This is a genomic window from Aureimonas psammosilenae (assembly GCF_009176975.1).
Classification (GTDB): Bacteria; Pseudomonadota; Alphaproteobacteria; order Rhizobiales; family Rhizobiaceae; genus Plantimonas; species Plantimonas psammosilenae.
Genome location: NZ_WEZG01000016.1, coordinates 58,299 through 79,207, shown reverse-complemented (window position 1 = coordinate 79,207; position 20,909 = coordinate 58,299). Strand labels below are relative to the sequence as shown.

30 protein-coding genes and 1 pseudogene are annotated in these 20,909 nt (G+C 63.3%); 16 read left to right on the top strand and 15 right to left on the bottom strand.

What is annotated here, in order from left to right; translation table 11 throughout:
- A partial coding sequence (locus tag F9929_RS24340; protein ID WP_210251374.1) for a hypothetical protein occupies window positions 1–340 on the bottom strand: 340 nt, incomplete at its 3' end.
- Between F9929_RS24340 and F9929_RS21545 the strand changes: the two genes are divergently transcribed.
- A complete protein-coding gene (locus F9929_RS21545) occupies window positions 318–755 on the top strand; it encodes a hypothetical protein (protein WP_152048615.1) in 438 nt (145 codons plus the stop codon). The two genes, F9929_RS24340 and F9929_RS21545, sit on opposite strands and share 23 nt — an antisense overlap.
- A gap of 48 nt (window positions 756–803) precedes the next feature.
- A complete protein-coding gene (locus tag F9929_RS21540; RefSeq protein ID WP_152048614.1) occupies window positions 804–1,109 on the top strand; it encodes a hypothetical protein in 306 nt (101 codons plus the stop codon).
- 331 nt (window positions 1,110–1,440) lie between these two features.
- Here the strand turns inward: F9929_RS21540 and F9929_RS21535 are convergent, their stop codons facing one another.
- From F9929_RS21535 to parA, 5 genes are all read right to left on the bottom strand, one after another.
- Window positions 1,441–1,773 carry a hypothetical protein gene (locus F9929_RS21535; protein ID WP_152048613.1) on the bottom strand — a complete coding sequence of 111 codons (333 nt, stop codon included), beginning with the start codon at window positions 1,771–1,773 and terminating at the stop codon, window positions 1,441–1,443.
- Between the two features lie 158 nt (window positions 1,774–1,931).
- Window positions 1,932–3,149: a replication initiator protein A gene (locus F9929_RS21530; protein ID WP_152048612.1), complete on the bottom strand. Its 1,218-nt coding sequence runs from the start codon at window positions 3,147–3,149 to the stop codon at window positions 1,932–1,934.
- A 294-nt stretch (window positions 3,150–3,443) separates the two neighbouring features.
- Window positions 3,444–3,587, bottom strand: a complete 144-nt coding sequence (locus F9929_RS21525; RefSeq protein ID WP_152048611.1) for a DUF1127 domain-containing protein — start codon at window positions 3,585–3,587, stop codon at window positions 3,444–3,446.
- A 244-nt stretch (window positions 3,588–3,831) separates the two neighbouring features.
- The gene (locus F9929_RS21520) at window positions 3,832–4,101 is read right to left on the bottom strand and encodes a plasmid partition protein ParG (protein WP_152048610.1); all 270 of its coding nucleotides are present in this window, start codon (window positions 4,099–4,101) and stop codon (window positions 3,832–3,834) included.
- Window positions 4,098–4,751 carry a ParA family partition ATPase gene (parA, locus tag F9929_RS21515; protein WP_152048609.1) on the bottom strand — a complete coding sequence of 218 codons (654 nt, stop codon included), beginning with the start codon at window positions 4,749–4,751 and terminating at the stop codon, window positions 4,098–4,100. Before parA ends, F9929_RS21520 begins: the two co-directional genes overlap by 4 nt.
- 388 nt (window positions 4,752–5,139) lie before the next feature.
- On the opposite strand from parA, the gene F9929_RS21510 reads away from it, so the two are divergent.
- The 4 genes from F9929_RS21510 (at window position 5,140) to F9929_RS21495 (ending at window position 7,449) form a co-directional block, all read left to right on the top strand.
- Window positions 5,140–5,283 (top strand): DUF1127 domain-containing protein, encoded by a 144-nt coding sequence (locus F9929_RS21510; protein ID WP_152048608.1) that lies wholly within the window; start codon window positions 5,140–5,142, stop codon window positions 5,281–5,283.
- Window positions 5,284–5,948: 665 nt separating this feature from the next.
- On the top strand, window positions 5,949–6,707 hold the full coding sequence (locus F9929_RS21505) for a hypothetical protein (protein ID WP_152048607.1): 759 nt from the start codon (window positions 5,949–5,951) through the stop codon (window positions 6,705–6,707).
- 116 nt (window positions 6,708–6,823) lie between these two features.
- Window positions 6,824–7,117, top strand: a complete 294-nt coding sequence (locus F9929_RS21500) for a hypothetical protein (protein WP_152048606.1) — start codon at window positions 6,824–6,826, stop codon at window positions 7,115–7,117.
- Window positions 7,114–7,449 (top strand): type II toxin-antitoxin system PemK/MazF family toxin, encoded by a 336-nt coding sequence (locus F9929_RS21495; protein WP_152048605.1) that lies wholly within the window; start codon window positions 7,114–7,116, stop codon window positions 7,447–7,449. Before F9929_RS21500 ends, F9929_RS21495 begins: the two co-directional genes overlap by 4 nt.
- On the opposite strand, the gene F9929_RS24580 is transcribed toward F9929_RS21495, so the two are convergent.
- A complete protein-coding gene (locus tag F9929_RS24580) occupies window positions 7,444–7,794 on the bottom strand; it encodes a LysR substrate-binding domain-containing protein (protein ID WP_268915688.1) in 351 nt (116 codons plus the stop codon). The two genes, F9929_RS21495 and F9929_RS24580, sit on opposite strands and share 6 nt — an antisense overlap.
- Window positions 7,795–8,427: 633 nt before the next feature.
- Here F9929_RS24580 and F9929_RS21485 point away from each other — a divergent pair.
- The 3 genes from F9929_RS21485 to F9929_RS21475 all read left to right on the top strand — a co-directional run bounded on the left by F9929_RS21485 (window position 8,428) and on the right by F9929_RS21475 (window position 9,560).
- Entirely contained in the window at window positions 8,428–9,150 is a 723-nt protein-coding gene (locus F9929_RS21485; RefSeq protein WP_152048603.1) for a hypothetical protein, read from the top strand.
- A 76-nt stretch (window positions 9,151–9,226) separates the two neighbouring features.
- Complete coding sequence (locus F9929_RS21480; RefSeq protein ID WP_210251373.1) at window positions 9,227–9,445, top strand: hypothetical protein; 219 nt, start codon at window positions 9,227–9,229, stop codon at window positions 9,443–9,445.
- A complete protein-coding gene (locus tag F9929_RS21475; RefSeq protein ID WP_152048601.1) occupies window positions 9,432–9,560 on the top strand; it encodes a type II toxin-antitoxin system PemK/MazF family toxin in 129 nt (42 codons plus the stop codon). The genes F9929_RS21480 and F9929_RS21475 overlap by 14 nt, the downstream gene beginning before the upstream one ends.
- Window positions 9,561–9,722: 162 nt before the next feature.
- Here F9929_RS21475 and F9929_RS21470 read toward each other — a convergent pair whose 3' ends face one another.
- The 3 genes from F9929_RS21470 to mobV all read right to left on the bottom strand — a co-directional run bounded on the left by F9929_RS21470 (window position 9,723) and on the right by mobV (window position 13,030).
- Window positions 9,723–10,151 carry a hypothetical protein gene (locus tag F9929_RS21470; RefSeq protein WP_152048600.1) on the bottom strand — a complete coding sequence of 143 codons (429 nt, stop codon included), beginning with the start codon at window positions 10,149–10,151 and terminating at the stop codon, window positions 9,723–9,725.
- Between the two features lie 619 nt (window positions 10,152–10,770).
- Window positions 10,771–10,992, bottom strand: coding sequence for a DUF1294 domain-containing protein (locus F9929_RS21465; protein ID WP_152048599.1), 222 nt, complete (start codon window positions 10,990–10,992; stop codon window positions 10,771–10,773).
- 46 nt (window positions 10,993–11,038) lie between these two features.
- Window positions 11,039–13,030, bottom strand: coding sequence for a MobV family relaxase (mobV, locus tag F9929_RS21460; RefSeq protein ID WP_152048598.1), 1,992 nt, complete (start codon window positions 13,028–13,030; stop codon window positions 11,039–11,041).
- Between the two features lie 622 nt (window positions 13,031–13,652).
- Between mobV and F9929_RS21455 the strand changes: the two genes are divergently transcribed.
- Window positions 13,653–14,183 carry an RNA 2'-phosphotransferase gene (locus tag F9929_RS21455; RefSeq protein ID WP_152048597.1) on the top strand — a complete coding sequence of 177 codons (531 nt, stop codon included), beginning with the start codon at window positions 13,653–13,655 and terminating at the stop codon, window positions 14,181–14,183.
- Here the strand turns inward: F9929_RS21455 and F9929_RS21450 are convergent.
- Window positions 14,180–14,389, bottom strand: coding sequence for a hypothetical protein (locus tag F9929_RS21450; RefSeq protein WP_152048596.1), 210 nt, complete (start codon window positions 14,387–14,389; stop codon window positions 14,180–14,182). The genes F9929_RS21455 and F9929_RS21450 overlap by 4 nt on opposite strands.
- Before the next feature lie 40 nt (window positions 14,390–14,429).
- Window positions 14,430–14,624, bottom strand: a complete 195-nt coding sequence (locus tag F9929_RS21445) for a hypothetical protein (protein WP_152048595.1) — start codon at window positions 14,622–14,624, stop codon at window positions 14,430–14,432.
- Window positions 14,625–14,702: 78 nt separating this feature from the next.
- Here F9929_RS21445 and F9929_RS21440 point away from each other — a divergent pair.
- The 4 genes and pseudogenes from F9929_RS21440 to rpsU form a co-directional block, all read left to right on the top strand.
- Window positions 14,703–14,855 (top strand): annotated as a pseudogene (locus tag F9929_RS21440) (3-beta hydroxysteroid dehydrogenase); the annotation flags it as partial.
- A gap of 305 nt (window positions 14,856–15,160) precedes the next feature.
- Window positions 15,161–15,370, top strand: coding sequence for a cold-shock protein (locus F9929_RS21435; RefSeq protein ID WP_152048594.1), 210 nt, complete (start codon window positions 15,161–15,163; stop codon window positions 15,368–15,370).
- 277 nt (window positions 15,371–15,647) lie between these two features.
- Window positions 15,648–15,869, top strand: a complete 222-nt coding sequence (locus F9929_RS21430) for a hypothetical protein (protein ID WP_152048593.1) — start codon at window positions 15,648–15,650, stop codon at window positions 15,867–15,869.
- 51 nt (window positions 15,870–15,920) lie between these two features.
- Entirely contained in the window at window positions 15,921–16,178 is a 258-nt protein-coding gene (rpsU, locus tag F9929_RS21425) for a 30S ribosomal protein S21 (RefSeq protein ID WP_152048592.1), read from the top strand.
- A 143-nt stretch (window positions 16,179–16,321) separates the two neighbouring features.
- Here rpsU and F9929_RS21420 read toward each other — a convergent pair whose 3' ends face one another.
- Window positions 16,322–17,692 (bottom strand): aminotransferase-like domain-containing protein, encoded by a 1,371-nt coding sequence (locus F9929_RS21420; protein WP_152048591.1) that lies wholly within the window; start codon window positions 17,690–17,692, stop codon window positions 16,322–16,324.
- Between the two features lie 162 nt (window positions 17,693–17,854).
- Between F9929_RS21420 and F9929_RS21415 the strand changes: the two genes are divergently transcribed.
- A complete protein-coding gene (locus F9929_RS21415; RefSeq protein WP_152048590.1) occupies window positions 17,855–18,721 on the top strand; it encodes a DMT family transporter in 867 nt (288 codons plus the stop codon).
- A 125-nt stretch (window positions 18,722–18,846) separates the two neighbouring features.
- Window positions 18,847–19,665, top strand: coding sequence for a hydroxypyruvate isomerase family protein (locus F9929_RS21410; RefSeq protein WP_152048589.1), 819 nt, complete (start codon window positions 18,847–18,849; stop codon window positions 19,663–19,665).
- A 44-nt stretch (window positions 19,666–19,709) separates the two neighbouring features.
- Here the strand turns inward: F9929_RS21410 and F9929_RS21405 are convergent, their stop codons facing one another.
- Together F9929_RS21405 and F9929_RS21400 are read right to left on the bottom strand one after the other, a co-directional pair.
- On the bottom strand, window positions 19,710–19,928 hold the full coding sequence (locus F9929_RS21405) for a hypothetical protein (protein ID WP_152048588.1): 219 nt from the start codon (window positions 19,926–19,928) through the stop codon (window positions 19,710–19,712).
- Between the two features lie 90 nt (window positions 19,929–20,018).
- A complete protein-coding gene (locus F9929_RS21400; RefSeq protein WP_193227865.1) occupies window positions 20,019–20,885 on the bottom strand; it encodes a glycosyltransferase in 867 nt (288 codons plus the stop codon).
- Between the last annotated feature and the right edge of the window lie 24 nt (window positions 20,886–20,909).

Here is a 20,909-nt window from a genome sequence, read left to right as displayed (position 1 = left end):
CAAAACCGCCAAACCCGAAAAAACAAACCGGAACGCCATACCAGAAACTAGCCAAAACCAGTTCCCAGAGACGAGCATACAACCCGCCGGCGACGCCCCGTCCGTCGATGACCGTGATATAGGCCACCCACCCGAATGAAGTCAACAGGGTGTCACAAAGGATTTTTGCGAAAACTCGCACAAAGGCTTGGGCATTCGTTTCGCAGTTCCGTGACGCCCACCCCATGTCCTTCTGCGGGCTCGCTCTTTGCCGTCGCCAAGCGAGTCCGGCCCGCGCTATGGTGCGGATCGGTGAAACAGCGGGCAGGGCGACAGGCGTGCCGATCAAGCCGGAACTCAAGGGGTTCTATCCCCTCGATTGGCGCGAGCTTTCGGCCTCGGTCCGGTTTCGGCGCGCCAAGGGACGCTGCGAACACTGCGGTCGGCCGCACGGGCGTCTCGTCTGCGTTCTCGCCGACGGGCGCTGGTGGGACGAGGATTTGTCCCGCTGGCGTGACGACAAGGGCAAGCGGGTGCGCACCAACCTGCCTTCTCCCGCCGAGCTCGCTCCGGGCTTCGGGCATGTCTGGACGAAAGTGGCGATCGCCTGCGCCCATCTCAACCACGACGTCGCCGACAACGCGGCGCGTAATCTCGCGGCGCTTTGCCAGCGCTGCCATATCACGCACGATCGGCCCGAGCATTTGCGCCGCCGCCGGCTCACCTATCTGATGCGACGGGCGATCGGCGACCTGTTTACCGGCCCGTACCGCTGAAGATCGGCGGGAAGGGATTTCCGTCCGGCATGAAAGGAAGATCCTTCGATGACCCCCGATGACCATGCGAGGCTCGTCAAGATCGCCGGGCTTCTGTCCTCCGACAAGGACGCCGAGCGGGCGCTCGCCGCGGCAAAGGCCAGCGAGATCCTCCAACGCAACGGTTTGACCTGGGAGGACGCTCTCGCGGCCATCCCCGTCACGCCGTTCTTCGCTTCCGATCTCGTGGAGATCGAACCGCAGCCGGGGGACGAACTCACGCGGCTGCGCGCAGAACTCGCCACATCCGAGGCTATGCGCAACGCGCTTCTCGCGGAACTCGAAATGGCGCGTGTCGCTCCCCTGTCCGTTTGAAGGGCTCCTGCATCCGCCAGAGGGTCGGATTGATGATCCAGAGAGGGCATTTCATTCCGGAAGCGCTTCTCGCCAAAAACTCTGTCAAGCGCGTTTTCGCGGATTTATCCGAAAAAGCGCATCGCGCTCCGCATCCGCCATCCTGTCTTCCCGAGCCGATTTTCGGCAAAGCCGCCGTTTTCGTTCGATCGTGATCCTTCCTCGTCAGGCGCCGATTTTTGCGTTTTTTCGCTAATCGATTTTTGACAAAAAATTCTGCCCGAAGGGGTTTTTAGGTGTTTTTCTAGTTTTAACGCTAGTTTTACCTATAGTTTTAGAAAAAAAACATCAGCTAGATCATGGGCTTATAGCCCGTTTTTGGAATGATGTACGGTTTTGACGGAATGATGTACGGTTTTGACGGAATGATGTACGGTTTTGACGGAATGATGTACGGTTTTTTTGGCAGTGATGTACGGTCGCTCTGACAAAAATTTCCGGCCGCGTTCAGCGGGTGATGCTTCCCCGTTTTGTCAAAGATCGACGGAATGAAGTACGGCGTTTTGGCAAGACTGCGGGCCGTGGTTTCCCGAGCGTTTTTGTCAAAACCATGCGGAATGAAGTACGGCGTTTTGACAAGGTCGCTCGTTCCTCGTCCGAAAATCGAATCGATCCCGTTCCGCACGACTCGTCATCCGGTCGCGTGAACGGTGGTGCGAGTCTTCCGAGCGATCGAAGCTCCGGCTGCTCCATCCCATGACGCCCGCATGCTCGGTGCGAACGACTTAAAACGCTCCCATGCCAATTTTGTCATAGGATCGCGGAATGATGTACGGCGTTTTGTCAGCCGTTCGCCGCAGCCGCGAGTGAAGAAGGCAAGGCCGGACCTTTCCGGTGGCGCATGTGGAGAACGACGCCCCGGTCGCCCTTGCGCAGTTCGATGTCGTAGTCGGGCAGGGGGTCCTGGCGGGAGGCCGTGACGAGTTGCTCGAGCGCGAGGGTGAACTTGTGCGGCGGCAGCCGGGAGCCGCTGCGATAATGTAGGTCCTCCACCCGGTAATAAGCCTCGCCGTCTCCCGCGGCCTTGCGCGCCAGGCGATAGATGAACTTGGCGAGCGGGCGCGCGATCAGGAAATAGTCCGGGTTCAGCGTCAGGATCGAGGGCTTGCCGTTCGGCGTGACGACGCCGTCATAAACCCATTGCGGAATTTCGATCTCGACCTGGTCGACCTTGTCCTGCAGCGTGCGCGACACGACCTTGAAGCGCCCGATCAAGGGAAAGGCTTCGGTTTCGCGCCGCTTGCCGTCGCTGAGATTGGTGATCTTGATGCGCGTCGCCTGGAGGCGGTCGAGGGCTTTTTCGAGTTCCAGATACTGTTTGCCGCCGAGATCGCGCCGGCAGAACTTCAAAAGGTCGGCGGCGGCGGGGCGGTAGACGCGCGCCGGGATGGCGGGACGCAGACCCTTCTTCTGGGAAATGTGGAAGTCGCGCATCTCGGCCGCCAGATGCGACACCATGTTGATGAAGATGTCGTAGTCATAAGCGGTGGCGAGCCCGACCTCGGCGCCGCCCTCGATGGTGACGATGCTGTCCTTCAGCTCGTAGCGTAGAACCCCGCCCCGCACCGTCTTGGAAAGCGAGAAGGGCGCGATGTCCATGAGGTTGAGATCGTCCTTCACCGGCGCGTCGTGGACGGCGGGCACGAAGAACATGAGCTGGTCGTCGTCGATGGGCGCGGCGCGGGTGATCGGGCGCGGCTGGCTCGGCACCTCGTGGGTGATCGCCTTCTTCACCTCGCCGAGATGGATGGCCTCGGCCAGCCCGCTGAGCGCGCTCTTCATCGCCTCGATCTTGATGCTTTCGAGCTTCAGGTCGGCGAAGGAGCGGCGGGAATAAAAGCGCCGAAGGCGGCTCAAGGCATCCTTCTCGAGCGGCAGGGGCTCTTCCGCCCGCGCTGCCTGGATCTCCTTCACCACGCTTTGGAGATAGGCGTTCTTTTCGTGCAGCGACAAGGCGGCAAAGGCCTCGCGCGTCAGAAGATCGAGCTTGTGTCGACTCATGGCCCCGATCCTGCCTCGAAACGCGCATCGCCAGAAGAGCGCGAAAGTCGAAGGGTCCTAGACCAGCGGATCGCCCCCGTAAATACGGCGCGCCGTAAAGCCGTATCGGCACCCGTTCGACCGTCCTCCCAAACGCAAAACGCCCACCGGGGGAGGACCGGTGGGCGTTGGTTCGATGCCCTCGCATGGGAGGAGGAAGAGGGCATGCCAGTCGAAGACGGGAGGAGACTTCGACTGTTATCCGCGCCGGCCTTTTGGGAGGAGGATAGGCCGGAGCGAAACCGTGAAACTGGTTCAGAAGGCGGCGCGGCGAGCGACGGCCGGGATGTCGGCGCGGGAAATGCCGAGATCGGCGAGTTCGCGCTGCGACAGGCGGTTCAGCTCGTTCACCGTCGAACGGTAGGAGCGGATGTTGCGGAGGGTGCGGACGATGTTCACGTCGGTTGTCTTTCGGGTCTCGGGCTCTTCGTCGGTGAGAGCCGTTCGGGTTCATTCTTGTTCGACACCCGGAATATAGGCGCGGCTCCCTTCCAGCAGGAGCGCAAAGAATGCATGGGAGCCCTGCCGAACTTCGATAAGTCGGACTTATCGGCGTTCACGCGATGGCAAGAAAGCTTCGGCTGCCCTGCCCCCGTGATGGATCGCCGTATCCACGCTTTCACGGCGATACGGCGATGCGCTTTTACGACGCCGGGAACTCGCGCTCGAAGATGGCGCGCAGCATGTCGGCCATGCGCGTGCCGCGCCGGGCGGCGGCGACCTTGATGCGGGTGTGAAGCTCGGCATCCACATCGATGGTGAAGCGCACCGTGCGCCGCGTTTCGTCTTCGCGCGGCGTGGACACGGCGGCGGAAACGGGCGCTCGGCCTTCGCGCTCGGCCCCTTGGGCGATCCAGGCCTCGGCCGGATCGACCTTCAGGCGCACATTGTTGAAGGCGAGCTTCTTGCTCATGCCGCTTTCCTTTCCCCTTGGCCGAAGCCGCGGATTTCGGTGGCGAGCCGGCGGATTTCGCGCGCGGCGTCGCCGTAAGGGGCCGCTTCCACGACGCTGAGCCCGACCATGGCGCTTTCCGCATAAAGAACGCGCTGGCAGACCTGCGCCTTCAGAACCGGAAAGTCGGCCTCCGCGAAGGCTTCGAGGACATCACGGCCGATCGCCGTATTTGCGATTTTACGGTTCACCGCAAATGCGGCGGTGAGCGAAGGCTTGAAGATCTGCGCCTCGCGGATGAGCTGCACCGTGTCCTCCGTCGCCCAGATATCGAAGGGCGAGGGCTGCACGGGCATCAGGATCATGTCGCTCGCCATGATGGCGGCGCGGCCGAGCTCGCTGACGCGCGGCGCCCCGTCCACCACCACCACATCGTAGTCGCGCGCGATCACCGGCAGCTCGCGGGCGATGGAGGGCTTGGCCATGCCGACCACGGGAAAAAGCGGGGCGACATTCTCGGCCCGCGCGCTCGACCAGCGAAGGCTCGAACCTTGGGGGTCGGCATCCACCAGCATCACCTTAGCGCCGTCGTCGGCATAGGCCGCCGCGAGATTGAGGCTCAGCGTGGTTTTTCCCACCCCGCCCTTCTGGTTGAGCACGCCGATGATCATGGGCAGAGCCTGTCCTTCGGGGTTGAACCGTATCGCCGTGAATGCGGCGAAGCGCCTTTACGGCGATACGCTCGCACTCTCGCGCGGGCATGGTTGATGAAACGTTAACCCGTGTCCTTTCCGTCGCTACCCCGGAAGGAGCCCAAGCGTAAATACGCAAAAGCGTATCCACGGCTTTACGGCGTGCGGGCGAGGGACCAAGCCCCCGGCAGCTTTCCTTTCGGGGAGGTGAAGAAGGAACCGCGCGACGTATCGCAGTTCGGCAGACCACCCATGCAATCTTCGCGCTACTGGAAAGGAGGGTGCACGCCTACATTCCGGTTGTCGAAGAAAACGCAGTAGACGGTTCCCACCGACGAGGAGCCGGACAGATCAAGGATCAAGACCCATGGGTATCGCCCGCACCCTTCGCAATTTTCGCTCTTACCGCTCGACGGTGAACGAGCTGAGCCGCCTGTCGCAGCGCGAACTCGCCGATCTCGGCATTTCCCGCGCCGACATCCCGGCCATCGCCCGTCAGTCGGCCCGCTAACACATTCAAGCTTTCGCCTCGGTCCATCCTCCTCCCAAAGGACCGACGCGGATCTGGCCGGGGAACTCCTCCCTTTTCCGGCCTTCATGCCCTCATCCTCCCATGCGAGGGCATCGAACCAACGCCCACCGGTCCTCCCCCGGTGGGCGTTTTGCGTTTGGGGAGGTCGCGGCCGGATCGGCCTCAAGCCTTCGACATCGGACCGTTTCCAGCTCGACCAACGGGCGGGGCCGTCGGCGGCAACGGCCGCTCAACAGGCCCGATCGGCCTTTTCCAACGAAACCACGCTGAAGTCTCGCTCCGTCGCCGCAACGCCGTGGATACGCTTCGCCGTATTCACGGCATTGCGGTGATACGGCGGAACTTGGCTGGCGAATGCCGAGCCCGTGCATGTTCGATGGGGAGAAACCTTGCCAGTCGACCACCGTCTCGCGCATGGTAGCGCTTGGCACCCGTGAATCGGGTGCCGGAAATGCAAAAGCCCGCCTCGGGAAAAGGCGGGCCTCACATTCCGGCAAAGCCGGGGAAGAGAAATCGTTCTAAGCGGATCGACTCTTCCCCGAAGCTTGAGCCCGAGTCAACGCAAAAACGCGAGTTTTTGTGGATGGCGGAGCTTTGCCCCTGTGTGAGCGCCTTCCCGGTCGGGCACGACCCTGGGGGAACGTATGCTCGCAATTCAGCTTGCGGCAGCGATTGAGGCCGCACGCCCGTCGCAGCTCGAACAACTGGCCAAGACGCTCTGGCGCGGACATGCCGCCGGGCAGCTTTCGCCCGGTGAAGCCCAAAGCCTCGCCGAAGCGATCCACGAACGCCGCGCGCGCCGCGCACCCTGCGCTTTTCCTGCCCGTCCCTATGCGAGCCTCTTCCCGCCTCGGCCGAAAAGCTGCGCGCGCCTTTATCCCGCTCGCATCGCCCGACGCCGGGGCTTGGCGGCCTCAGCTCCCCTGCCGCCCCGGCTCGCGAGCCAATGGACCACGGGGGAACTCGCGGTGCTGCGCATCTTAAGTGACGAAGCGCGGGAGAAGGGCGTCTGCGACCGAAGCCTTGCCGAGATCGCCGCACGCGCGGGTGTCTGCCGCAGCCTCGCTCAAGGCACGATCCGCCGCGCGGCCCGGCTCGGTCTCGTCACGATCGAGGAGCGCCGGCGGATGGGCGCCCGCAACCTTCCCAACCTCGTGAAGATCGTTTCGCCCGAATGGCGAACCTGGCTAAAGCGCGGTCCCAAACATCGAGCTTCGACGGACGCCCCCACAGGGTCCAGAAATTTCGCCCCCACGGAACAGAACTTATTTCAAAGGCCTGAAAAGCAGGTTCGCTTCGATCCACGACCTGGCTCAGGAAGGTCGGGAGGCGTGTCGGATGAAGCTTCTCACCCTGTTGCGCCGGACGCCGCCCCATCGTGCGATGCGCCAGCGCCATCCTGACCGCTGGAAACCCTCGGCAGCGATGTGTGGCTTGATCCGCTGAGGATGGATTGGGTCGCCGGACAGCTTGTCGGCAACCAAAAATGTAATTACATTGTCATTCCTTTGAGATTGCCATGCCGCGCGTCACGCAGCATCCCAAAGTCGAAACGTTCAATTTCCGGATCGACCCCGCCCTAAAAACCGCCTTCACCCAGGCGACGGAGGCTGAGGACAAACCTGCCGCGCAGGTGCTGCGCGAGTTCATGCGAGCGTATGTCGAGCGGCGGACGTTCGAAGCGGAAGCCCGGCGACAATCGCGGCTCATCGCTGAGAGGGCGCGCGATCCCGGCAGCGATGAGGCTCGATCCCTGCGGGAACTGGACGCTCTTCTCGAAGCCGACGACTTTCGGGACGAATGGAAGGCATGAAGCGCGGCGATCTGGTGACGATCGCCGTCAGCGGTGACTACGGTAAGCCGCGTCCGGCACTTGTGGTGCAGGACGACGCCTTCGCCGACCTGCCGTCGGTGACGGTGCTGCAGTTGACCAGCGACGTTCACGAGGAATACGCGATCCGCATCACGATAGAGCCGGATGCCAACAACAAACTTCGCAAACTATCGCAGATCATGGTGGATCGCGCCGTGACGGTGCCGCGCGGCAAGACGGGAGCCGTCTTCGGTCATCTCGATCTGCGCACCATGCCGATGGTCGATGCCGCGATGTGCCGCTTCTTCGGGTTCGGGGCACGGCTATTATAATGCAGAAGGATCTTGGCCACCGGTCGGGATAGAGCGGCTCGTACCTGCCGCGCCGCTTTTGATGGCTGTGGCCAGCAGGTCGACAAAGGCGGAAACGCGCGTCGGCCTGAAGCGCGCGGAGGGGAACACGGCGTGAATGCCACCCACCGGAAGCTGCCAGTCGGGCAGAACCGGGGTCAAGCGACCAGCCTTAAGACCGCCCGCCACCACGAAGTCGGACAGGACGGAAAGGCCGATCCCCGCCAGAACCGCCGCCTCGCCGATCTCGACATTTCCCGCGCCGACATCTCGGCTATCGCCCGTCAGTCGGCTCGCTAAGACATTCAAGCTTTCGTCTCGGTCCATCCTCCTCCAAAGGACCAACGCGGATCTAGCCGAAGAACTCCTCCTTTTTCCGGCCCTCATGCCCTCATTCTCACATGCGAGGGCATCGAACCAACGCCCACCGGTCCTCCCCCGGTGGGCGTTTTGCGTTTGGAGAGGTCGCGACTGGATCAGCTTCAAGCCTTCGATGTCGGACCGTCTCGGGCTTGACCCATGTGCGAGACCGTTGCCGGTAACGGCTGTCCGAAATGCCCGATCAGCTCTTTCCATTGAAACCACGCTGACGCCTCAAGCCATGATCGCGCTGTGGATACGTTTCGCCGTATTCACGGCGTTGCGGCGATACGGCGGAGCTCCTCTGGTGAATGTCGAACCTACACGTGTTCGATGCGAGAAGCCTTGCCAGCTGACCATTGTCTCGCGCATGGTGGCGCGTGGCACCCGTGAATCGAGTGCCGGAAATGCAAAAGCCCGCCTCGGGAAAAGGCGGGCCTCACATTCCGGCAAAGCCGGGGAAGAGAAATCGTTCTCAGCGGATCGACTCTTCCCCGAAGCTTGAGCCCGAGTCAACGCAAAAACGCGAGTTTTTGTGGATGGCGGAGCTTTGCCGGCGCGTGAGCGCCTTCCCGGTCGGGCACGACCCCGGGGGAACGTATGCTCGCAATTCAGCTTGCGGCAGCGATCGAGGCCGCGCGCCCGTCGCAGCTCGACCAACTAGCCCGGACGCTTTGGCGCGGACATGCCGCCGGGCACCTTTCGCCCGGCGAAGCGCAAAGTCTTGCCGAGGCGATCCACGAACGCCGCGCGCGCCGCGCACCCGGTGCTCTTCTTGCCCGTCCCTATGCGAGCCTTTTCCCGCCCCGGCCGAAAAGCTGCGTGCGGCTTTATCCCGCCCGCATCAGCCGTCGACGGGGTCTGGCGGCCTCCGCTCCCCTGCCGCCCCGGCTCGCGAGCCAATGGACCACGGGAGAACTTGCGGTGCTGCGCATCTTGAGTGACGAAGCGCGAGAGAAGGGCGTCTGCGACCGAAGCCTTGCCGAGATCGCCGCACGCGCGGGTGTCTGCCGCAGCCTCGCCCAGGCCACGATCCGCCGCGCGGCCCAGCTCGGCCTCGTCACGATCGAGGAGCGCCGGCGGATGGGCGCCCGCAACCTTCCCAACCTTGTGAAGATCGTTTCGCCCGAATGGCGAACCTGGCTGAAGCGCGGTCCCAAACATCGAGCTTCGACCGCCGCCCCCACAGGGTCCAGAAATTCCGCCCCCACGGAACAGAACTTATTTCAAAGGCCGGAAAAGCAGGTTCGCTTCGATCCACAACCCGGCTTAGGAAGATCGGGAGGCGTGCTGGATTGCCGAAGATACGGAATGAAAGTGTGATGCCCCCGTCTGCATGCGTCGGTAGCTGTATGAAAGACGTGTACGTATTTATAAGGGGCGGGCAATGCATCGGAAGATGACCATCACGCTCGATGACGCAGTTTATGAAGGGCTGTACCGAACCGTTGGAAAGCGGCGCATGAGCCAGTTCATCGAGGACCTGGTGCGCTCGCACGTGCTTGGCGCTTCTCGTGACGACGGTTATCGCGCCATGGCGGAGGACGAAGCTCGAGAGGCGGAAGCGCAAGAATGGTGCAGCGGGCTTGCCGGAGACACAAGCGATGAAACGCGGTGATGTCTCGTGGGTCGAGTTCGATACGTCGGTCAGAAACAAAGTCCGCAAGACCCGTCCTGCCATCATCGTCAGCGACGACGCGGCCAAACGTGACCTGTTGCGCATCGTTTGGTGAACTGAAGCAGCGCATAGGGGAAATAGACTGGCAGGGATCAACCCATTGGCGCGCGCGGATCGATCAGCCCAAGCGAAGGAGTGCGGCTATGGCATCAACGGTAAGGGCACCGATAGTCCCGATCCAGATGGTCTGGTTCCAGAGGGCCGCTACGCTTTAGGGTCAGTCCTCTTCGACCCACATCTCGTCCATGAAGCGCTTGTCCTCTTCCCAGGTGGTCGGGGTGTAGGGTTCCGCAACCGCTGCCATGGCGAGAACCGGCGCCAGACGTTCACGGAGACGGCGTGGGTGAGGGACCCAACGCGGCGTTATGACCAGGTTGTCATCGAAGTCTAAGTTGCTGAACCGCGTCCCGGCGGGGTTGCATCGGATGACCGTTCCGCTGGGCACGGGCATGTGGACGCAGTGGTGAACGTGCCCGTGCACCCACAGATTAATCCGCCCGGTGTCGAGGAGCGCGGACAGGTCAGATGCGCCGTTGCCGGCGAAGAACGTCCCGTCGTCTTCCGTGCGCACGCAGTTGGGGTGAGGTGCGTGGTGCGTCACGACGACGAGCGGTTCCGGTCCAGTGTGGGCGTCGATGAACTGCATGAGACGCGCGAGTTCGACCCCGTGCTGCACGATCGTGGCGCTGATCGTCAGCGTGCCTGTGCCCGTGCCGATTTCGACTCAAATGACTTCACCGGTGTCGTCGCCGAGCTCCACAGTGTCGCCCGCGAGCGCAAAGTCGGTCCATAGCGTCGTACCAATGAAGCGACATCCCGTCAGTGTCACCATGTTTCCCTGCAGGAGGGTGCCCCCCACGTCTTAGCGGCTTTGCGCGCGGCGGGCAGCTGTTCGCTGAGCACGCTGTTCCAGTGCTCGTGGTTGCCAAGAATGTTGACCACGGGCTTTTCGTCGGCAGGCCGCCGCGAAACACGAAAGGCACGTGTCGGATCGCCTTGCCAGCCATCGCCAGCGCAAATGAGAACGTCGAACGGCGGCGGGCTCTGGCGCGAAGGCGTCTGGATAGGGCACCGTCTCCAAATGAAGATCCGACAGGATCCAAAGCTTGGGTGCCGGAACGTCCATGGACTGCTTTATTCGTTGGAGACGATCGTAACGCTTGAACCCACCAGGTTCAGCCCGTCAACGATATGAACCAGCGCAGGAAAGCATCTAGCGAACCAGTGGTGGTGATCACGATGATGAGAGCGCTGATCCTGATCACCTAAAGCACGATGATACCGATGAGATTGGAGCGGAAGGAATCCTTGCGCGTCTTATGACGCACGGTCTGCTGCGCGATCAGGGCGAGGTTCAGGAGGGTCGCTTCGGAGATGCGTCGTGGACCGATGCGGGCATTGGCCTTATCGATCAGCATCGCGACGTAGGCTGCGAGGTTGACGACCTCGATGTACACCGCGACTGCGAGCATGGCCCGGACCGACATCGGCGTCTCCCCGAAACTATCGGCTGCCGTGGTGATGGTTCTCGTCTCAAAAGCCGGGCGAGGGTGAAGGGTCGTCATCTGGCTCATCGAGGTTCGCGTCTTTCTCCCGTTCGAGCAGGGTTGGCTTCTGCCCAGTGATCAGGGTGTCGTTCCAGTCCTTCGCGTCCTTGGGCCGGTCCCGAACCACCGACCCCCAGACATCACGCGGCTGAGCCAACAGCCATTGCTTCAACTTCTCGGCCGCCGTGTCGCCCGCCGGATCTGCATCGAACGCGATCCGGAACAGCGAGGGTGTTTGCATCAACACTGTCCGCTGGCGGGCCATCGCATCCACGAAGTGGTCGTCCAACGACGCTCGCGTTCCGGCCGTCGAGATTACGAGGCAGGGCTCCTCCATGAGCTCGGGATGGGTTTCGAGATAAGCGATGGCATCGGCCGCACTCTCGACGATTGCGATCTGTTTGTAGCGCAACCCCTTCGCATAGGTTCGGCCAGGCTGGGTCTCGATCGTGAACGCGCCAAGCCGCGAGGTTCCCCGCTGCAGTCCAGTGAACCGATGGTGGGGATCGGTCCCTTTCACCTCGGCGCCGACTTCCCGTCCCTCCGCGTCGAACATCCGGGCAAGGAAGTTGCCTCGCTCGTCGGCGGCGATCCGATCGCTGGCACGAAGCCGGTCCACCAGTTCGCCCGACAGTTTGCGAACGGAGGTCAGCCAGCGTCGAACGCGCGGCCACATCCCTTCGTGATGGTCCCGCCGCACGAAGACCGGACGGGGCGGTGAGGCCTTCGCCTGGGTCTCCATCTGCCGAAGAGCGACCCGGGTCAGGGAAGGATCGAACTCGCGCAACCAGCTGATTGCTCGCCCCGGCGGGACACCTAATCCGAAGGCCACGAAGTCGATCGCGCCGCCCCCGCCTTTGTGGCGAACATGATCAAAGAACTTGGCTCCCTTGATCGTCACCCGTGCGGTTTCCGACAGCCATTGGGTGGCGTCATCGGGGTCCTGGCTCAGCCCAAGATGGGGGGCGAGCTGTTCGAGGTTGAGGGTGCGCAGACGGTCGAGCTCGTCCCGGTCTTGCGCTTCGCGTTTCGTGCGAGCTTCTTCCAGATCGGCCTGAAGCTGGTTGGCCTGAGTTGCGTACTGGCGAGCTTCCAGACGGAAGATCTGCTCGGCCTTGCGAGCCTGATCGCGCTCCCGTAAAGCCGCCTGCTTCTCCTTCTGGGCTTCCAGAAGACGCCGATCGGCCTCCTTCACCCGCCGTTGGAGCCCCTGCCTCTTTCTGCGTTCCTGAACGGCCTGCGAAGCCGCCGCTGCCATAGGTGCCGCTGCCGTCTCGATCCGAGCCTGTTGGCGCTTCTGGTAGCCCTTTGCATTTGCGATGTCGGTCAGACGAGGAGGCTCGATCTCGGCCGCCAGCTCGATCGGAGCCGAGAAGGCTCGTTCGACCCGGGCGTAGTAGGCGCCGATCGACTCGTGCTTGGCCTTCGAGCCGCGGACGCCTCGCTCGATGCCGAGATGGGCGACGGCCTCGGCGTAGGTATCCTGCATGCGCGTGAGGGCCGCTCGATCCAGCATCTCCTTGGCCGACAATCGCCCATCGGGTGTCAGCGGCACGTAGACCGCCTGAATGTGGGGGGTCGCTTCGTCGAGGTGGAGACGGCAATCCACGAGGCGGTCCCCATAGGTTTGTTCAAGCCAGCGACGGGACGCCTCGACCCAGCTTTCCAGCCGATCTTCGTCGTAGTCTCCCGCAGCCTCGGGCCGTCCGGGCCGAAAATAATCCGGGCTGGCCGACAGGTTCAGATGGACGCCTCGAACGGCATCCTTGCGCACCCGCTTGAGATCAATGCCGGCAGTCTCGATCCGGGACGCGATGGTGTCCCATGGATGGGCGCCGGCATCCTCCCAAGATCGGTTGGATGGCGAACGCTTGGCATCGGCGTTGGCAGGCGGCGCGGATCGGCTGTTGTGCCGGATGAGGTTGATGAGGTGGACCGGCGTTTTGACCTTGTCGGCATGGCAGACGGTGGAGGCCATCTCACTTCCCCAGGAGCGTTATCTCGCCAGAGTTGTAGCCTAATATACTTCGCTCTACGACCCCTCCGGGGTCCCGCGAAGTGATTAGGGCATTGGGCACGCCCCCTGCACCCCCGCACGCCTCTTCCGAGGATGTGCAAGACCTGCCATCCGGCAGGTCCAAACCGGCTCCCGGGGAAAGGGAGGACCATTCATCTCCCAAGGGCTCATAAGGCGCCAAACGGAAGGCCCACGTTCTTCCGGCTCCCCACAAAAGCGATTTCCCCCTGTTACATTATTCTTCTGCAATAAGATTGAATCTTATTGCATGCCGAAAACGATAACCCTCACAATGGGTTATCAGATATCTGGTTAATTCGAGTGTTGGCGGACCCGGTATCAGGCATCGAGCTGCCGCAAGCGGCCTGCCGAAGCGCCGACGAGGGGCTTGGGATCCCGCAAAAGCGATGACCGAAGCCATCTGTATCTATCTGATTTCAAACGAAGATCGAATTTCCCTGTAATTTCCTGCAATGGAATTGTAGGAGATTGCAGCTCTCGCCTATCCGCAGCGTCCGAACCGCTGCGGCGGTCGTTGGCGAACGCCGCATTCCAAAACCTCGAACGCGTCGGAGACAGGGTTATGTCGAAGGAGATCGGACGGCTGCTGAGCCACGTGCTGCGTCATGCGCCAGAGCGGTTGGGGATCATGCTCGATGCGAACGGCTGGACGTCAGTGGACGAGCTGATCGCGAAGGCGCGCAAAGCCGAATTCAAGATCGATCGGGCGCTTCTGGAAGAGACGGTCTCCACCAACGACAAGCAGCGCTTCACGTTGTCGGAGGACCGCCAGCGGATCCGCGCGGCGCAGGGGCACTCTGTCCCGGTCGACCTTGGGCTCGACCCTTCGGAGCCTCCTCTAAGGCTGTTTCATGGTACGGCACGCACCAACCTCGACGCCATCTTTGCGGAAGGGCTGAAGGCGGGGCGCCGGCAGCATGTGCATCTGTCGATGGACGAGGACACCGCTCGCCGGGTCGGTGAGCGACACGGCAAGCCGGTGATCCTGTGCATTGACACCAAGCGCATGCGAGACGACGGGCTGACGTTCCTGCGGGCCGACAACGGCGTCTGGCTGACCGAGAGCGTGCCGCCGCAGTACCTCGGCTTCTAGGTGCGCGTCGGTTCGACCGTGGAGGTTCTGGAGACTTCCACGACGGCCAACCGCTGCCGGAGCGCATGCTTGATCAGGTCCTCGATCTCGGACAGGCGAAGTCCCCCGGCATAGGCGAGCTGATGCGCGAGCTCCGCGATCTCTGGATCTCGAGCGCCATAGATCGGCCAATCCAGAAGACCGTTGTGGTGATCGGGATGTGCCATGCCGCCCTCTTCGTACGATAGCGCTCAAAGGGAGATACGCTCAAGCCGCGATCGAGACGACGGCGAGCCAGTGCTTGCCCATGCGGTTCCACACGACGCGACCCTCGACAAGCGGCATCAGAGCCTCGCCGCGACGCTTGCTGGTCGGCCACCAAAGGCCGGTGCTGCCGTCGTCGAAGCGGTCAAGGAGGGCGCAACTGCCCAGGAGCGGGAGATGCTCGGCGCTGTCGGACACATGTGCGGGGATGGGGAAGGCGGGCAGCTTCCCGTAGTCGGCCTGCAGCTTGGGCGATCTCCCTTCCAAGCACGTCTCGGCGAGCGCACGGGCACGTTCCGCATCGGCTGCGACCAGCTTTTGACCAACGACCAAGGCAGCAGCATCTCCTTCGAGGATTACGCGATCGCGCTCGCCGACGAGATCGAAACGCCGCGCCATTCCCGCCAGCGCTTCACCGTCGGCTACTGATCCCGTTTCATCGCGCGGATGGTCGGCGGATGCTTTCGCCGACCGTTTCGAACGCTATCGGCCACAGCGAATTCAGATCAAAACCCTTTTCAATCAATCTAGACTTCCCGTCCGTCTGATGAAAATCCGGCTCCGGGGTTGTAAAGGGAAAATATCGGCGTACTTTGTCGCTATCGATACTCGGCCGGATTGTTTGGCCTCGCGCTCATTGAGTGCTTGTTCATCTGATTTCCACTCGACAGTCGGTTTCAACAGGGCGCAATTCGTGCGCCTTGACGCACTATCTATGCTTGGAAGGGTCTCCCATGGCTACGGGAACCGTGAAGTGGTTCAATTCCCAAAAGGGATTCGGGTTCATCGCCCCCGATAACGGCGGTCCGGACGCTTTCGTCCATATCAGCGCCGTCGAGCGCGCGGGTTTGTCCGGCCTGACCGAAGGTCAGAAGGTGACCTACGAGCTCGTCGCCGATCGTCGCACGGGCAAGCAGTCCGCCGACAATCTGCAGGCTGGCTGATCTCCTGATTTCGATCCGCGGCCGGGCGCCTCGTGAGGGTGCCGGGCCGTTGTGAAAGCAGCGACTTTCTGCCGACCACGGATGTACTGGCGGCAGCCAAGTTCGGTGTCCGGGTGCCGCGTCGCAGACGACGTGGCATCCATTTTCCCATTTGCAGCCATCGGAACCTCGTTCCGGTGGTTGTTCCGGTTTCAGGGCGGCAAAGCCGGTTCCATCGAGTTCTTCGGATGGACCGCGCCGGTGCCTCGCGAGCCGGAAATCGTCGAAGGCAACGCACATGGTCGATGACGACACCGCCTCCAAGGCCAATGCCGCTTTTCGCGCGCCGAACAACGGCCACGAAAAGGGGTCGGCCATGTCTTTGATCGCGGGCGAAGCGAAGGCCACTGCCGACAAGACGGCGAGGTTGCGCAAGCTCCGCGAGGAAGCCGAGGCCGCCACCCCGCCCGAACCCGTCAAACCGGCGCGCAAAAGCGTCAAGAAGGCGTCCGCCAAATAGGAACGCCCCAGCCTTGCGAGTTGCAGATCGCGGGCGCGAAGGAGAGCTTAAGTGAAGGTAGACGTTCGCGACAACAATGTGGAACAGGCGCTGCGGGCGCTGAAGCGCAAGCTGCAGCGGGAAGGCGTGTTTCGCGAGATGCGCGCGCGCCGAGCCTACGAGAAGCCTTCCGAGAAGCGCGTGCGCGAACAGCAGGAAGCCGTGCGGCGCGCCCGCAAGGCGATGCGCAAGCAGGCGCAGCGCGAAGGCCTTCTGCCCATGCCGAAGAAAGCTCCCCCGAGGGGCGCCCGTCCGGCTACCGCTTCCTGAGCCTCTGAGCCTCTGAGCCTCTGAGCCTCTGAGCCTCTGAGCCTCTGAGCCTCTGAGCCTCTGAGCCTCTGAGCCTCTTTCGGTCGAGATCCGTAAAGCCGTAAAGCCGTATCCACGGTTTTGCGGCTTTACGCTGTTACGCTCTACCTTTCCCTGATCGGCGCCGCCAGTGCGTCGCTCAGAACGTCGAAGACGCGCGGGTCCTGCATCTGCGCCACGTTGAAACGCATGAAGCTTTGCGCCGATTGCGAGATGCTGAAGACGTTGCCGGGCGCCAGAACCACGTTTTCCCGCAAAGCCGCTCGCGCAAGCTCGGCCGCATCGCGCTCCTCTGGCAGGGCGCACCAGAGATAAAAGCCGCCGCGCGGGCTGAGCCAGGGGCGGATGCTGATCCCTTCGAGCTTCTCCGCCACCTCGTGCCGGGCGCGCGACAAGCGGCGGCGCAGATCCGCCAAGTGCCGGCGATAGCCTCCCTCGCTCAGCGCCGCGTGAACCACGGCTGCCGCCGCCGGGCTACAGCTTCCGAAACTCGTCGCCACCTGAAGGTCGACCAGCGCCTCGATCCAGTCGGGCCGCGCCGCGACATAGCCGCAGCGGATGGACGCCGACAGGGTCTTGGAAAAGCTGCCGACGCGGATCACTTGGCGAAGTCCGTCGAGAATGGCGAGGCGCGGGGAAGGCTCTGGCTCCAGATCGGCGAAAATGTCGTCCTCGACCACCACCATGTCGTGGACGCTGGCGATGTTGAGGAGGCGGTGCGCGGTCTGCGCCTTCAGGCTCGCGCCCGTCGGATTGTGAAGTGCCGAATTGGTGAGATAAAGCCGGGGCCGGTGCTGGCCTACGCGCTCGGCGAAGCACTCCACGTCCGGCCCGTCGGTGCGGTAGGGCACGCCGACCACGTTCGCGCCATGGGCGCGCAGAAGCGCCTGAAAGTTGAAATAACAGGGGTCGTCCACGAGAACCGCGTCGCCCGGGCGCAGGAGAAGCCGGCAGACGAGATCGAGGCTCTGGCTGCCCGATCCCGTGAGGATGATGCTGTCCGGTGCCGCATCCAACCCTTCGGCGGCGAAACGGCGCGTGAGAAGCTGGCGGAGGGCAGGAAGCCCGAGCGTCGTGCCGTAATCGGTAAGCGTCCCGTTGTCCGCCTTGCCGAGCTGGCGCACGGCCCGGCGGATCGCGGCGTCCGGCATCCAGTCCGCCGGCATCCAGCCGCAACCGGGCTTCAAAACCTCTTTCCCCGCATCCAGCGATTGGCGCGACACCCAGAACGGGTCCACCGCCCGGTCGAGCTTCAAGCCCAGCTCGGTCAGCGGCACCGGCATCGCGGCGGCACTGGCCACAAAGAAGCCGGAGCCGGGCCGCGCCCGCACCATTCCTTCGGCGGCAAGCCGTTCATAGGCTTCCACCACGGTGGACGGCGAGATCGCCATCGCCTCGGCGAGCCGCCGCACGGAAGGAAGCCGGTCGCCGGCTCGCAGCGCGCGGCTCGCGATCCTGGCGCGGATGGCCTCCATCGCTTGCCCTGTTTTCGGTCCCGCCCCGTTTCGCCGCATCGCCGATCTCTTGGCCGTATGGAATCCATTGCCCATACGGTTCGGCTCAATTGTATGGGAGTGTTTCTGGCCGCACCAGATCCCCACGCGTAACGATCCGCTTTGAAGACGAGGGGTCGAAACATGGCGACGGGAATGCGGGGCTGGGGCAGCGGGCTCCTTGGCGTGGTGATTTTCAGCGGCTCCCTGCCGGCGACGCGCGTTGCGGTGGAGGGGTTCTCACCCTTGTTTCTCACGGCGGCGCGCGCAGTGATCGCCGCTCTTCTCGCCATCGTCCTCCTGTTCGCCCTGCGCCAGAAGCGACCCCGGCGCGGCGACATGGTTTCGCTTCTCGTGGTGGAGCTCGGCGTGGTGGTGGGTTTCCCGCTTCTGACCGCCCTGGCGCTCCAGCACGTCACCTCGGCCCATTCCATCGTCTTTATCGGCCTTCTGCCGCTCGCGACCGCCTTGTTCGGGGTCCTGCGCGGCGGCGAACGGCCACGCGCGCCGTTCTGGTTCTTCTCCGTTCTCGGCGCCTTGATCGTGGCGGGTTTCGCGCTTCACGAAAGCGGCCCCGCATCGTTGTCCGGCGATCTTCTGATGTTGGTGGCGATTCTCGTCTGCGGGCTCGGCTATGCCGAAGGCGCCGCCCTGTCGCGGCGGCTCGGAGGCTGGCAGGTCATCTCATGGGCCCTCGTTCTGGCGCTGCCCGCCACCGTTCCGCTCGGCCTCCTGACGCTTCCCGCCACTGGCCTCCACGCCATCGCGACCTCCGCCTGGGCGGGCCTCGCCTATGTGTCGGTGTTCTCCATGCTGGTCGGCTTCGTGTTCTGGTACCGGGGACTCGCCCTCGGCGGCATCGCGGGCGTCGGCCAGTTGCAGCTTCTCCAGCCCTTTCTGGGCCTGGCTCTCGCGGGTCTCCTCCTCGGCGAGCCCGTGGCCTGGACCATGGTCGCCGCCGCAGGCTCCGTCGTCTTCTGCGTCGCCGGCGCCAAACGCTTCTCCCGTTGATACGATGAAGCGTGGAAGCGTATTTGCGGCTTTACGCTTGGGGCCTTCCAAAACCCGATCCATCCGTGCATCTGCAGAACCGGAAGGGTCAGTTGGGACCTTCGCTCTCATACCGGGAAGGCGCGATGGTTGGAGGGAACGACACGAGGATGCGGCAAGCCTCTTCTTTCGACCGACGCCGGCTGACGGCCAATATCGCGCTGCTTTTCCCCGATCTGCCGTTTCTCGACCGGATCGACGCGGCAGCCGATGCCGGCTTCGACAAGGTCGAATGCCATTTTCCCTATGATGTCGACCTCGCCGTCCTGAAAGCGCGGCTCGAAGCACGGCATGTCGCGATGACGGCGCTCAACACGGCGCCGGGCGATCTTGCCGCCGGCGAATGGGGGTTGGCCGGGGTGCCGGGCCGGGAAGAGGCTTTCCGCCGTGATTTTCGCGAAGCGCTCCGCTATGCCGAAGCGCTCGAAACACCGATGGTGCATGTCATGGCGGGCATCGTGAAGCCGGCGGATCGTGAGGACGCTCTTCGCACCTTCCGGGAAAATCTGGCATGGGGTGCGGGGCAAGCGGCGAAGGTGGGCGTGACGCTCCTTCTGGAGCCTTTGAACCTTCGCGAGAGGCCGAACTATCTCGTCAGCCGTTCCGACGATGTCGCAGCCATCATTGCCGAGATCGGCGCGCCCAACATCAAGATTCTGTTCGACATCTATCACCTCCAGATCATGGAGGGCGATCTGACAACGCGCCTTCGCCGCCACGCGTCCCTGATCGGGCATGTCCAGCTCGCCTCCGTGCCTGACCGGACCGAGCCCGATCGCGGCGAGGTGGATGTGCGCCACATCCTGCGCATCCTGGACGAGATCCATTATCGCGGGCTCATCGGGCTCGAATACAAGCCGAGCGGCGATACGCAGGGCGGGATCGGCTGGATCGATGAGCTCTGAGGCCTCGTCAGAGCCGTAAAAGCGTATCTACGGCGATACGCTTTTCAGCGACGGTGCGGCAGATCGCCGGAAAGAGCCGCGCCCACGACCACGACCAGGATGGCGGTGAGGGCGATCCCGAGATCGGACCCAAGGCCGGACAGGAAAAGGCCGAGCGCGCCCAGAAACACCAGCGCGAAGGGAAGCCACGCGCTGGACCCGAAGGCCGGAGGCCGACGCTTGGGCTTGGGCGCCTGCTTGGGTTTGAACTGGTAGACGTTCATGGTGCGCTCGAAGTCTTCGAAGGATCGGTCGGGCCATGAGAAAGCGCAATTACGGCGCGGCGTAAATACGGCGGTCCGCGCTTTCCAGAACTAGCGAAGCCGGAGGCCTTCCCAGGCGGCGCGCCCCAGCGTCCAAGCGGTCCGCCAGCGTTCGCCCGGCCGCTTGGCGGCATAGACCAGCCCTTGCAGCGGCACATAGGCGAGGGTGCGCAGCTTCCAGCGCGCCGGCACATGCGACAGGCGCAGCATGTGGAACTGGTTGCGCATATAGGTCCCCATGCGCGACGGGTTCTGGCTCGGAAAGGCGATCGGCCCGACGCGTACCACGCCGGAACCCACGCGATGCGGCATTTCGGCCTCCTCCAGAAGCCAGACCGAAAAGCCGCGCGACCAGGCGCGAAAGCACCATTCCACATCCACCGCGTCGATGCGGTAGCGCTCCTCGAAGGGGCCGATGGCGGCGAGCGCAACCAGGGAAATGAGACTTCCCGACGTGATGAGATAATCCACCGGCACGCCGCCCTCGGCGCCCGGCATCTCCCGGCAACGATAGCGCGGCGCCTTGGAATGAAGCGGATCGTGCGCCACGGGCAGGGGGCCGATCGCGGCGGGACGCGCGCCTTTCGCCTCGATCGCCCGGAAAGCGGCGAGAAGTCGGCTGGCGAGGTCGCTGTCCGGCTCGGAGTCCTGGTCGAAATAAAGCACGAAAGCGCAATTCTGGCCTTTCGCTGCGTCTGCCAGCCGGTTCAAAACGGCGGCGATGCCTTCGTTGCGTGGGCTCTGGGTGACGTGGAGGGCCGTATCGCCCTGCAGGCGGGCCAGATCCTCTGCCCCAATTGCTTCGCCAACGGGACCGTCGATATGAAGGTGGATGGGCGCGCCGGCACCGGAAACGCGAGCGAGCAGACGCTCCAGAAGCACCATGTCCGGGCGATAAACGCTGATGGCAACCGCCACTTCGCCCGGTCCAGCGAGCAGCGG